The sequence below is a fragment of the Murinocardiopsis flavida genome, from assembly GCF_003014485.1.
In the GTDB taxonomy this organism is placed as follows: domain Bacteria; phylum Actinomycetota; class Actinomycetes; order Streptosporangiales; family Streptosporangiaceae; genus Murinocardiopsis; species Murinocardiopsis flavida.
In genome coordinates this window covers 176,362-188,921 of the sequence record NZ_PYGA01000015.1, presented here as the reverse complement: position 1 = coordinate 188,921, position 12,560 = coordinate 176,362, and the positions used below count along the sequence as shown (strand labels likewise).

Annotated in this window: 11 protein-coding genes; 4 read left to right on the top strand and 7 right to left on the bottom strand. The window is 69.7% G+C overall.

Translation table 11 applies throughout. The annotated features are described in order from the left end of the window. Window positions 1-115 precede the first annotated feature (115 nt). From CLV63_RS20830 to CLV63_RS20815, 4 genes are all read left to right on the top strand, one after another. Window positions 116-637 (top strand): Jag family protein, encoded by a 522-nt coding sequence (locus tag CLV63_RS20830; protein ID WP_245928957.1) that lies wholly within the window; start codon window positions 116-118, stop codon window positions 635-637. Window positions 638-948: 311 nt separating this feature from the next. After that, window positions 949-1,647, top strand: a complete 699-nt coding sequence (rsmG, locus tag CLV63_RS20825) for a 16S rRNA (guanine(527)-N(7))-methyltransferase RsmG (RefSeq protein WP_106584874.1) — start codon at window positions 949-951, stop codon at window positions 1,645-1,647. 161 nt (window positions 1,648-1,808) lie between these two features. Next, window positions 1,809-2,717 carry a ParA family protein gene (locus CLV63_RS20820; RefSeq protein WP_394339797.1) on the top strand — a complete coding sequence of 303 codons (909 nt, stop codon included), beginning with the start codon at window positions 1,809-1,811 and terminating at the stop codon, window positions 2,715-2,717. Window positions 2,718-2,742: 25 nt separating this feature from the next. After that, window positions 2,743-3,675, top strand: a complete 933-nt coding sequence (locus CLV63_RS20815; protein WP_106584831.1) for a ParB/RepB/Spo0J family partition protein — start codon at window positions 2,743-2,745, stop codon at window positions 3,673-3,675. A gap of 351 nt (window positions 3,676-4,026) precedes the next feature. Here the strand turns inward: CLV63_RS20815 and trxA are convergent, their stop codons facing one another. From trxA to murJ (CLV63_RS20780), 7 genes are all read right to left on the bottom strand, one after another. Beyond that, entirely contained in the window at window positions 4,027-4,350 is a 324-nt protein-coding gene (gene trxA / locus CLV63_RS20810) for a thioredoxin (protein ID WP_106584830.1), read from the bottom strand. A gap of 42 nt (window positions 4,351-4,392) precedes the next feature. Next, complete coding sequence (gene trxB, locus CLV63_RS20805) at window positions 4,393-5,328, bottom strand: thioredoxin-disulfide reductase (RefSeq protein ID WP_106584829.1); 936 nt, start codon at window positions 5,326-5,328, stop codon at window positions 4,393-4,395. A 181-nt stretch (window positions 5,329-5,509) separates the two neighbouring features. Beyond that, a complete protein-coding gene (locus CLV63_RS20800; RefSeq protein WP_146165624.1) occupies window positions 5,510-6,388 on the bottom strand; it encodes an anti-sigma factor family protein in 879 nt (292 codons plus the stop codon). Next, the gene (sigM, locus tag CLV63_RS20795; protein ID WP_106584872.1) at window positions 6,385-7,008 is read right to left on the bottom strand and encodes an RNA polymerase sigma factor SigM; all 624 of its coding nucleotides are present in this window, start codon (window positions 7,006-7,008) and stop codon (window positions 6,385-6,387) included. The genes CLV63_RS20800 and sigM overlap by 4 nt, the downstream gene beginning before the upstream one ends. 5 nt (window positions 7,009-7,013) lie before the next feature. Beyond that, a complete protein-coding gene (locus CLV63_RS20790) occupies window positions 7,014-8,504 on the bottom strand; it encodes a protein kinase family protein (RefSeq protein ID WP_245928950.1) in 1,491 nt (496 codons plus the stop codon). 265 nt (window positions 8,505-8,769) lie between these two features. Next, window positions 8,770-10,554 (bottom strand): murein biosynthesis integral membrane protein MurJ, encoded by a 1,785-nt coding sequence (gene murJ, locus CLV63_RS20785; RefSeq protein WP_106584871.1) that lies wholly within the window; start codon window positions 10,552-10,554, stop codon window positions 8,770-8,772. Window positions 10,555-10,749: 195 nt separating this feature from the next. Further along, window positions 10,750-12,495 (bottom strand): murein biosynthesis integral membrane protein MurJ, encoded by a 1,746-nt coding sequence (gene murJ, locus CLV63_RS20780; RefSeq protein WP_245928949.1) that lies wholly within the window; start codon window positions 12,493-12,495, stop codon window positions 10,750-10,752. Window positions 12,496-12,560: the final 65 nt, after the last annotated feature.

Genomic DNA, 12,560 nt, shown 5'->3' with positions numbered 1-12,560 from the left:
CGCGTAGGCGTCAGCCCCTGGAACGCGGATCCGGAGCAATCGCGACCTAAGGAGACAGCTCGCTGTGAGCAACGGCAACACCGACGCGGAGGAGATCCGCGCCAACGTCGCAGTAGTGGATGCCCCCGAGCCGACTGAATCCGACGACACGGCCGAGGCGGCCGAGACCGTCGAAGTCGAAGACTTGGAGAACGAGGGCGATATCGCCGCCGACTACATCGAGGGCCTGCTCGACATCGCCGACTACGACGGCGATATCGACATGGATGTCGAAGGCGACCGTGCGTTGGTGTCCGTCGTGGGCAGCAGCGAACTCGATGAGCTGATCGGGGAGAAGGGCGAGGTCCTGGAGGCGCTTCAGGAGCTCACCCGGCTGGCGGTGCACCGCACGACCGGCAGCCGCAGCCGCCTGATGCTCGACATCGGCGGATACCGCGAGGCGCGCCGCAAGACCCTGTCCCGGATCGGGGCCGAGGCCGCCGATGAGGTGAAGCAGAGCGGTGAGATCAAGCCGCTCGCGCCGATGACCCCCTTCGAGCGCAAGGTCGTCCACGACGCCATCGCGGCGGCCGGTCTCCGCAGCGAGTCGGAGGGCGAGGAGCCCAACCGCTTCGTCGTGGTCCACCCGGCAAGCTAGGTTTCACGTGAAACCTAGGGCCGCATAGCTGGAAGGAACGGGCGCCTCTCACGCATAAGATCGTGAGGGGCGCCCGTTCATGTGTGCGGAATGCCGCGGTGCACGCGCGCCCCGCGCCCGCCTCGACTGAGGAGTACGGGTCGACGCGGACGCTGACGCACGCTCCCGCGGTGCGCGAACCGCGTGTGGACGGGGTGCGGCAACCGCATACCGACTCATCGAGTTGTCGACCTACTGATTTGTAGATGTTGAGATCAAGGTGGTGGCTGATGACGCCTGCCCAGGGTGCCGAACCGAGCCAGGAGCCGGGCATGGAACTGTCGGCACCCGACGGAGCCCGGACACTCTTCGGGGAGCGATTCGCGACCGCAGCGCGGTACACCGAGCTACTCGCCGTCGCAGGAGTCGAGCGCGGGCTTATCGGCCCCCGCGAAGTGCCCCGGCTGTGGGACCGCCACGTGATGAACTGCGCCGTGGTGGAGGAGGCGATCCCCGCCGGCGTGGACGTGGTCGACATCGGTTCGGGTGCCGGCCTGCCCGGCGTGGTGCTGGGCATTCTGCGACCTGATCTGTCGATCACCCTTGTCGAGCCGCTCCTGCGGCGAACCGTCTTCCTGCGCGAGTGCGTCGCGGAGTTGGGTCTCGACAATGTCGTCGTGCACCGGGGCCGCGCCGAGGACGCCCGCGGCGAGATAACGGCCGACATCGCGACCGCCCGTGCGGTCGCTCCGCTCACGCGGCTTGCGGGGTGGGCGCTGCCACTGCTCCGGAAGGACGGTAGCCTCCTCGCGCTGAAGGGTGAGCAGGCGGCGGCAGAATTGGCGGCCGCGCGCAAAGATTTGTCCAAGCAACGCCCATGCGTTGCAGAGGTGATCCGAGTCGGCCACGGTAAGGTCGATCCGGCTACCACGGTCGTCCGCGTAACCGTCACGACCGGGAGCGCACAGGCCGCCCCGACCAAGTCCCAGCGCACGCCGGGCGGCAGAGCTAAGCGCGGACGGAAGAGGTGAACTCATTCGTGCCCCAGAATCACACCGACGGTGCACACGTTTCACGTGAAACCAGTGCGGTCGCACACTCGGAGTTCTCGTTGAACCCGGTCTCGGAGACCAATGTTTCACGTGGAACATCGCACTGGGAGGGAAGTCTCTCTGTCGACATAGCGCCTGATGTGGATATCGACAGGGTGACCGACTCCGGCGAAGGCCCCGGTGCGGGCTTGGATACGCCCATCGCCCGTGCTGCGCGGGCCGCGATGTCCGTCCGAGGTCGGAACGACGGCCAATGGCCGCGGCCCAAAGAGTGCCGGATCATGAGCGTCGCCAACCAGAAGGGCGGGGTCGGCAAGACGACCACCACCGTCAATATCGCCGCCTCACTGGCGATGCACGGCCAGCGCGTCCTCGTTGTCGACCTCGACCCCCAGGGGAACGCCTCGACAGCACTGGGCATGGAGCGGGGCTCCGACACCCAGTCCATCTACCACTGCCTGGTCGAGGACCAGTCGGTGGCCGAGGTGACGCGGCCGGTCGAGGGGATTCCGGGACTCAGCTGTGTCCCCGCGACCATCGACCTCGCCGGTGCCGAGATCGAACTCGTCTCGCTCGTCGCCCGCGAGGCGCGGCTGAAGCGCGCTCTCTCGGCCTATGACACCAGCGAGGTCGACTACATCCTCATCGACTGCCCGCCGTCTCTCGGTCTCCTGACGGTCAACGCGATGGTCGCCTGTGACGAGGTGCTCATCCCGATCCAGTGCGAGTACTACGCGCTCGAAGGGCTCGGACAGCTGCTCCGCAACGTCGATCTGGTGAAGTCGCACCTGAATCCGACCCTGGCGATCAGCACCATCGTGCTCACCATGTACGACGCCAGGACGCGGCTGGCATCCCAGGTGGCCGACGAGGTGCGGTCGCACTTCGGCGGCCTGGTGCTCGACTCCGTCGTCCCGCGCAGTGTCCGGGTCTCGGAGGCGCCCAGTTATGGGCAGTCCGTCATGACCTATGATCCGTCGTCCACAGGCGCTGTGGCCTACATGGAAGCTTCTCGGGAGATCGCCTACCGTGCCGATACAGGGCAGTGACGAACTGACACGAAGGGAGACGCCGGTGAGCCAGCAGCGGCGCGGTCTGGGTAAGGGACTGGGGGCGCTCATTCCTCAGGGGCCGGTGGTGCCGGCGGTCCCCGCCGAGAACGGGTCGTCCCGTTCCGACCCCGCCCCGGTCGACGGCGCCTACCTCGAAGAGGTGCCGGTCCTCCGCATCACGCCGAACCCGCGGCAGCCCCGCACCCACTTCGACGAGGACGCCCTCGCCGAGCTGAAGGCCTCCATCACCGAGGTGGGGCTGCTCCAGCCGGTCGTGGTGCGCCGGATCGAGGACGGCGCCGAGCCGAAGTACGAACTGATCATGGGGGAGCGGCGCTGGCGGGCGAGCAAAGAGGCGGGGCTCGACCGCATCCCCGCCATTGTGCGCGAGACCGGCGACGACGACCTGCTGCGCGACGCCCTCCTGGAGAACCTGCACCGCCAGCAGCTCAACCCGCTCGAAGAGGCGGCGGCATACCAGCAGCTCCTCGACGACTTCGGCGCCACCCACGAGGAGCTCGCCGGGCGGGTGGGGCGCTCGCGCCCGCACATCACCAACACGCTGCGGCTGCTGAACCTGTCGCCGGCCGTTCAGCGCAGGGTCGCCGCGGGCATCATCAGTGCGGGGCACGCCAGGGCGCTGCTGTCCGTCGAGGACTCCGAGACCCAGGACCACCTCGCGCGCCGCATCAACGAAGAGGGACTCTCGGTGCGGGCGCTGGAGGAGATCATCACCCTGCGCGAGACCAGTCCCGCGCCCGCGAAGCGCAGCGTTCCGGCCCGGCAGGAGACTTCGCCGCAAATCGAGGAATTGGCAAGTCGACTTTCCGACCGCTTCGACACCCGGGTGAAGGTCAACATGGGGCGCAATAAGGGGAAGATCGTGGTCGAGTTCGCCACCATGGAGGACCTGGAGCGCATCATCGCCAACATGGCACCGGCGAGCGCCGAATAAGAGCCGCCGCTGTCCGGCCGGTCCATGTCGATGTGTCGCCGTGTCGATTGGTCGATCGCCGCACCGTTCGCGCCGAGTCGCCGGCGGTCCGATCGAGGAGTGCGGCCCGGCGCGTGCGGCGCCCAGGAGGGCGCTGCGGCGTTCGGGGTGGCTGCGGCGGTGCCGGCGCGGACCGCGCGCCTGTCGCTCCGCTACGGCCGTCCTGGCGCCCGCGCGGCGGGTGCACCGCTCGGATCAGCCGCGTGTTTCACGTGAAACACGCGGCTTCCCTACGGGGATCTCCCCGGCACGAACGAACGACGACCCCCGGCGAACACGCCGGGGGTCGTTCTGTTTCACGTGAAACACGGCCTACATGAACTCTTCGAGGTCCTTCAGCAACTTCGACTTCGGCTTGGCGCCGCTGATCTGCTTGACGACCTCGCCGTCCTTGTACAGGTTCATCGTCGGCAGCCGCATCACGCCGTACTCGCGCGGGACGTTGGGCTGCTCGTCGACGTTCAGCTTGACGATGGAGATCTTCTCGGGGTTCTCCGCCTGGATCTCCTCCAGGATCGGGCTGAGCAGGCGGCAGGGTGCGCACCAGTCGGCCCAGAAGTCGACCAGCACCGGCTTGTCGCTCTTCAGGACGTCAACGTCGAAGCTGTCGTCGGTGACCTCTTTGAGCTTGCCCACGGTGGATACTCCTCGGGGTGTGTCGGTTGGCGCGGTGCGTGTTCAGGCGTCGGCGAGATGTGCGAGGTAGCGCTCTGCGTCGAGCGCCGCCGAGCAGCCGGTGCCGGCGGCCGTGATGGCCTGGCGGTAGCTGTGGTCGACAACGTCGCCGCACCCGAAGACACCCGGGATGTTGGTCGCCGTGGTCGGTGCGGCGACGGCGAGGTAGCCGTCGTCGTCGAGGTCGAGCTGGCCCTTGAAGAGCTCGACGCGGGGGTCGTGGCCGACGGCGATGAACAGGCCGGTGATGTCGAGGACACCTTCCTCACCGGTGATGCGGTTGCGCAGTCGCGCACCGGTCATACGCTTGTCGCCGAGGACCTCCACGACCTCGCTGTTCCACACGAAGCTGATCTTCTCGTCGTTGAGGGCGCGGTCCTGCATGATCTTGCTGGCGCGCAGCTCCTCGCGGCGGTGGATGATCGTGACCGAGCGCGCGAAGCGGGTGAGGAACGTGGCCTCCTCCATGGCGGTGTCGCCCCCGCCGACAACGGCGATGTCCTTGTCGCGGAAGAAGAAGCCGTCGCAGGTGGCGCACCAGGACGTGCCGCGGCCGGAGAACTCGTCCTCACCGGGGATGCCGATCTTGCGGTGCTGGGACCCGGTGGCGATGATGACCGTGTGCGCGTAGTAGGTGGAGTCGCCCACCTTCACGACCTTGGGGGTGGCCTCAAGGTCGACCTCGGTGACGTCGTCGGTGACGAGTTCGGCACCGAACCGCTCGGCCTGCTTGCGCATGTTGTCCATGAGGTCGGGCCCGAGGATGCCGTCGGTGAACCCGGGGAAGTTCTCGACCTCGGTGGTGTTCATGAGCGCCCCACCGGCGGTGATGGCGCCTTCGAAGATCAGCGGCTTGAGCTCCGCGCGGGCGGCGTAGACCGCAGCGGTATAGCCGGCGGGCCCCGATCCGATGATGATCACGTTACGGACGTCGCTCACGCTCGTGGGCTCCTTGAACACTCAGCACGGCCACTGGGGCGGCCGCCGCGGTCGGGAAGGTCGTTCAGTACCAACAGATGGTAGGCGTCGCCAATTCCCTGCGGGCGCGACGCCGCGAAATGCGCATCGTATCGCGGCGCCGTACAACATCTGAGCTGCGCGGATGCCCTACTGGGCGGGGTCAGTCGCCGGGGCCGACCTGGGACGGCGCGACGGTGGCGTCGCCGGCCTCGGTGCATTCGGGCGTGACGACGCGGACGTCGTACCCGGACCCGCCCTTCGCCTCGTAGACGAGCACCCAGGCGTCCTCGCCCTTCGCCGCGCCGTCGCCGGGGGCGAAACTGGCGATGTCGATGAGCACCGGGCGGCGGGAGTCATCGCCAGAGAGCTTGTGGATGCACGAGGAGACGCCTGTGGGGGTCTCGGGTGGTGCGGACAGGGCCGAGTTCTCCGAGCCCTCAGCGTTGCTCTCAGGGCCCTTGCTGGCGGAGAGGGGTTCGGACTCGGCGATGAGGTCGGCGGCCTGCCCGCTGAGGCCGTCGGCGGTGTACTCGGTGCCGCTCGCGACGACCGACGGCTGGTAGGGGAGGGCGGCGTCGGGGCCGCCGGTGGCGCCCTTCGGCGACGAGCCGGCCTGTTCCGGCGGGGCGGAGGCGGTGAGTCCCTGGACGACGGCAGCGCCGCCGCCGATGACGAACACCCCTGCCGCCGCTGCGACGAGGTAGGGCATCCACTTCGACGGGCCGCGCCGCCGCTGGATGGGGATCGCCGCGCCGGCGGAGTCGGCCGCGCCGGTGTCGGCGGGATCGCCGGGGTCGGACGCCGCCGCCTGGCGCTCGCGCTCGGCGCGGAGGGCGTCGTCGATGCGGCCGGCGAGGCCGTCGGGGATGGGCGGGGCGGGCACCTCCGCCAGCACACGGGTCACATCACTGAGCGCAACGAGTTGGTCACTGCATTGCGCGCACTCGGACACGTGAGCCTGTACGGAGCGCTCCTCGCCGTCTTCCAGCAGTCCTTCGGCCAGTAGTGCGAGGGTCTCCGTGTCGACATGAGACGTCACGACCTCTTGCCACCTCCTCTCGGAGATGTGACGTCCTGCGGCGGCTCAGGGTTCCTGAGATGGGAAAGATATGGGAGAAGTCTCGACCTGCCGCGTGCGCAGCGGCTCTTCACCGTTCCGGCGGCGACTTCGAGGATCTGCGCGGCCTCTTCGACCCGGTAGCCGAGCATGTCGACCAGGACCAGGGCGAGGCGCTGCTCGGCGGGCAGCCGGTCGAGCGCAGCGTGGACGTCCATCGCGGCGTCGCTCTTGCCGGTTGGGTCGGGGACGGTGCCCTTGTGGCTCTGCTGGGCGAGGAGGTCGAGGTTGACGTCGTCGGTGGGCACCGCGGGGCGGACCATCTTGCGGCGCATGCGGTCGTGGCAGGCGTTGATGACGATGCGGTGCAGCCATGTGCTGACCATGGCCTCGCCTCGAAAGCGGTGGGCGCCCCGGAACGCCGAGAGGAACGCGTCCTGGAGGGCGTCGGAGGCCTCTTCGGGATCGCCGAGGACACGGATGGCGACAGCCCACATGCGCTCTCGGTGGCGCCGTACCAGCTCGCCGAAAGCCTGCTCATCGCCCTGTGTATGCCTGGCCAGCACTTCCTTGTCGGGAAGCTCCTGGACAGGGTCAGTCACCGTGTTCACGTAGTCCCGCGCAGCTCGACCTCGTTGACCTCGCCCCGATACTTGCCGCCGTCCGGAGGGATCTCAGTGAACCACACCAGGGCATAGCGGCCCTTAACGGGGGACGACAGCTTAACGGGGACTTCGCCGCCGCTCCCACTCCCTTCTCCGACAGACTCCAGTGCGGACAGATCGGGGGAGTCGCCCACCCTGAGCTCGAACGTGGACTGCCCGGACCCGCCGAGGGCGACCGTGGCCTCGTGGATCTCGGTCTCGGCGCCCATGTCGATGAGGAGCCCGACACCGGGCTCGCCGCTCTTCAGATTCCCGAAGTCGGCGCTGTTGTACCCCTCGGTCCGCCATGAGGTCGAGGGGTCGCCGTCGATGGCGAGCTTGGCCTTGCCGTCGTGCTCGCTGCCGTCGCCGCCGGGGTCGAAGCCCTTCGCTCCCTGCGGTTCGAGGACGGTGAGTTCGGGCTTGCCCTTCGCGGGGTCGTCCTTGCCGCCCTCCTGGGCGGTCGGCGCGCCCTCGCCCATGCCGCCGAGGGTCCACGCGCCGAGGACGACGACAGCGAGGACCAGCAGCGCGACGGCCCCCACGAGTGCCTTGGTCAGCGGCGACCCGGAACCGCCGCCGGACTGCCTGCGGTGCGGGTGCGGCGCGCGGGGCGGCGCCGCTGCGCCGCCCGATGCCGCTGCGTTGGTGACGGCCCGCTGCCGCGCCGGGGGCGGGGCGTAGGTGGAGCCGACCGGGATGGGGACCATCCGCGGGATGTCGCTGAGCTCCTGCGCGAACTCCTTGGCGCTGCGCAGCGGCGCGCCGCGGCCGGGCCGCTGGAACGCGGAGCGGCACACGACGTCGTTGAACCGCTCGGGGATGCCGGCGCGGATCTGGCCGGGTTCGCTGGGCCGGTCGGAGAACATCGGCGCCGGCGGCAGCGTGCTGTGCTCGCCGCCGGGCCAGTGGCCGGTGAGGGCCGCGTACAGCAGCCGGCCGAGTCCTTGGGCGTCGGCGGCGAAGGGGTCCTCGGTGCTGATGCCGCGCAGGGCGGCGTCGACGCCGATGCCGGTGACCTTCACCGCACCGCCGGCGCTCCACATGAGCTTGCCGGGGGTGAGGCTCAGGTGGTGGATGCCGGTGGCGTTGGCCGCGGCGAGCGCCTCGGCGGCCTCGGCGACGAGGCCGGCGGCGCGCTGGGGTTCGAGGGGGCCCTTGGCGAGCAGTTCGGTGAGCGACTGCCCCACGACGAACTCCTCGACGACGTAGGCGGTCGGCCCGGAGTCGTCGGCGTCGAAGACCTGGGTGACGCGGGAGTCGGCGACGCGTGCCGCGGCGCGGGCGGCGCGCACGACCTCGCTCGTGCGCGCGAAGCCGTCGGTGAAGGTCCAGACGCCGACCACGCGGGCAAGCGTTTCGTCGGTGGCCTTCCACAGCGAGGCGCCGCTGTTCTCGCTCACCGACTCGTCGAGTCGGTAGCGGCCGGCGAGCCGGGCACCTGGTTCGATCATGAAGGTGCTCATACCGGGAGTGACGGGCGCGGCGACCGGGCATCGGCGGAAGCGCCCGTGCTCGGCGCGGGCGCACTGATGCGTTCGGCCACGTCGCCGGTCCCTGGCCTCCCTTCGTGCAGCTCAGGAGTTGACGGGCGATAGGGGGCGGCAGTGCCGTTCCATGCTAGGACGCTTGACCGGTGCTCTTGGTGGACAGCCGATCGGGACTCGGCGCGCATACGTGCCCTTCTGTTGGCTACCCGCCGTTGTCCGGTCCTGGTGATCAGCGACGGAGTAGCCGGGTTCGCACCATTTCAAGGAATGTTGTGACTTCCGTCACGCCTAGCAGTCGAGCGAACATGATGAACAGGACCACTCCGACCGTGCCTCCCACGGCCATGGCACCGATCGACGGTAGGAGGCTACCGGGGAGTTGGGCGAAAGCGAATGTCATGGCGACGGCGAAGACGACGCTGGGGATCGCCGCGATGTGCAGCATGAGCAGGGTACGCACCATCCGGCGGCCGTCGAGCCCGTTGAGCTGCTTGCGCAGCAGCCACCACGCGAGGATCGAACCGACGATGTAGTACAGGCCGTATGCGGCCGGCAGCCCCACCACGATGCGCTCCGGCGGCACGAGGTACAGCAGCGACACCGCCACGGTGGCGTGCGTGAGCTCGGCGGGGATCGCGATGAGCGACGGGGTCTTGGTGTCGCCCAGCGCGTAGAACACCCGGAGCAGCAGCTGGAACAGGGTGAACGGGATGAGCATGACCGAGAACACCATCAGGATCAGCCCGATGCCCTGGGCGTCCTCGACCGATGTGCTGCCCCGCGCGTAGACGAGCACGCAGAACGGGATGGCGAAGACCAGCAGCGCCAGCGAGATCGGCACGATCAGCACCGCGGAGAGGCGGAAGCCGCGGGAGAAGTCCGTGCGCACCAGGTCCCGGCGGCCCTCGGCGACGTGCGCGCTGAGGCGCGGCAGCAGCGCGGTGATGACCGACACCGCGATGATGGCGTAGGGCAGCTGGAAGAGCTGCGAGGCGTACTGGTAGGCGGTGATCCCGGCGCCGCCGACCGACTCGCCGGCCTCGGCCGCCCGCACACCGGCCCGTGTGGCGACGTTCGTGGTGACCAGCAGGCCGGCCTGCGCCACGCCGATGTAGAGCAGCATCCACGACGCGGTGCGCATGGCCTCGCCGAGCCCGGCGCCGCGCAGGTCCAGCCGCGGCCGCCAGCGGAACCCGGCGGCGAACAGCGCCCAGATCAGCACCACGCACTGGAGGACCTGGCCGACCGTGGTGCCCAGGCCCAGCAGGGTGAGGTCGGAGGCCGTCACGGACTCGGGGGTGCTGCCCGGCCCGGCGACGGCGAGGAACAGCAGGCCCACCGCGATGATGGCGATGTTGTTCAGCACCGGCGCCCACATGGGCGCGCCGAAGTGGTTGCGGCTGTTCAGCATGGCGCTGGCGATGCCGCTGGCGCCGATGAAGAAGATCTGGCCGAGCAGGAACCGGGCCAGGATCACCGCCACCTCGTGCTGCGCGGTGGTGAACTCACCGGCGTAGATGCGGATCAGCCACTCGGACGCGAGGATGCCGAGGATGGTGATCGCGAACAGGACGAGCAGTGTGACCGTGAACAGGCGCTGCTCGGTCGCCGTGCCGCCGTCGGCGTCGAGCTTCTTGCGCTTGACCAGGAACGGCACGAAGACGCTGGCCAGCAGGCCGCCGATGAGGAGGTCGTAGACCGCGAACGGCACCATGTTCGCGGTCTGGTAGGCGTCGCCGAGCAGCAGCGTGCCCAGGGCCGCGGCGAGCACGATGGTGCGGACGAAGCCGGTGGCGCGGGAGAAGACGGTGCCGACCGCCATGATCGCGCTGGAGCGCATGAGGTTCGCGGGCGCCGCGTGCGCGGCGCCGCCGATCTCGTTGCCCTCCTCACCGGGGCGGTCGGCCGTGCCGAGGTCGCCGACCTCGGCGGGGTCGCGCCGGGTGACCAGGCCGGGCTCCGGAGCCGTTGGCGGCTCGGAGCGCTCGACCGCCTCCAGCACCTCTTCCGGCATGGGGATGCGCTGGCGCAGCCGCTCGGCGTTGGCAGCGCTGGCGGCTCTGATGGTGCGGCGGGGGCGCTGCTGTTTCGGCACCGTTGTGCACTCTTCCTGGTGGGGGCTCCGCACCGCGCTTCCCGGGGGCAGGGGGCGCGGCGGCGCAGTAGAGCCGGAAAACGCTCTCGATCGTCGTGCGGTGTGCCCGGCGCGTCAGCGGCGGCCGAGGCGGGCACGCACCAGGCCGGCCACCGCGCTCAGCTCCCGGATCCGCAGCAGCTTGGCGAACAGCAGGAAGAGCAGGGCACCGACGAGGCAGCCCACGGCAGGGGCGCCGAGGTTGGTGACCAGGCCGTCGCCGAAGGCGTCCGCTGAGTACCGCAGGACCGCGTAACCGGCGAGGATGCTGGGCACCGTTGCCAGGTGCAGCCGCAACAATGTGCCAAGAACGCGCCGCCCGTCAAGTCCGCCCAACCGCCTGCTGAGGATCGTCCCGGCGATGACCAGGCCGGTCACAAAGGAGAACATGAACGCTGCGGCGACACCGGCGATGACCTTGTCGGGCGGCAGGACCAGGTAGGCGGTCACCGCGAGCACGCAGTGCACCGCGGTGTTGGCGATGCTGATGAGAGCGGGGGTCCGGGTGTCGCTCATGGCGTAGAACACCCGCAGCATCAGCTGGAACACGGTGAACGGCACCAGCCCCAGCGCCATCACCGCCAGAACGGTGCCGATGTTCGCGGCGTCGGCCGTCGAGGTGTTGCCGCGCGCGAAGACCACGATGGAGAGCTGCACGGCGTACAGCGCCAGCGCCAGCCCGAGCGGGACGAGGATCAGCGCCGAGACGCGCAGGGTGCGGGAGAAGCCCTCGCGCACCTGGTCCCAGCGCTCGTCGGCGGCGAACCCGCTCATCTGCGGGAGCAGGACCGTGATGAGGGACACCGCGATGATGGCGTAGGGGAGCTGGAAGAGCTGGAACGCGTAGTTGTACGCGGTGATGCCGGCCCCGGCGTCGGCGCCGCTCTCGGCGGCCGCCGTACCGGAGCGGACCGCGATGTTCGTGGTGACCAGGAAGCTGACCTGGGTCATGGCGGTGTAGAGCATCATCCAGCCGGTGGAGCGGAGCGCCTCGCCCAGCCCGGAGCCGCGCAGGTCGAGCCGGGGCCGCCAGCGGAACCCGGAGCGCCACAGCGACCCCAGCAGCACGACGGTCTGCACCGCCATGCCGCCGACCGTGCCGACCCCCAGCAGGGTCAGCTCGGCGTCGGTGATGGTCTCGGGCGACCGGCCCGGCCCGGCGATCCACAGGAAGACCGCGACCACGCCGATGACGACGAGGTTGTTCAGCACGGGCGCCCATACCGGGGCGCCGAACTTGTTGCGGGTGTTCAGCATGCCGCTGATCAGGCCGCTCAGCCCGACGAAGAAGATCTGGCCGAGCAGGAACCGCGCGAGGTACACGGAGATGTCGGCCTGGGCGGGGGTGAACCCGCTGGCGTAGGCGCGGATGAGCAGTTCGGCGCCGAGGATGGCGATGGCGGTGATCGCGGCCAGCGCCAGGACGGCGCTCGTGAACAGCCGCTCCTCGGTGGCGCGGCCGCCGTCGGCGTCGCGCTTCCTGCGCTTGACCAGGTAGGGGATGATCACGCTGGCGATGAGGCCGCCGATGAGCAGGTCGTTGATGATGAACGGGATCGTGTTGGCGGTGTTGTAGGCGTCGCCGAGCAGCTGGGTGCCCAGCGCCGCCGCGAGCGCGATCGCCTTGACGAACCCGGTCAGCCGCGACACCAGGGTGCCCGCCGCCATGACCATGCTGGAGCGCATGGCGCCGCCGCCCGACCCGGTGGCGGCGTCGGCGCCGTTGGGGTCGGATCCGCCGGTGCCGCCGTCGGCCCGGGTCTCGGTGCTGGGACGGCTGCTGCCGCGGTCGTCCCCGCCGTTGGCGGTGTCGGTGGGCACGGGGGTGGGGTCCCTTCGGATTCGGTGTCGGCCCGGTGGGCGCTCGCTGCCGGGATCAGGGGAGT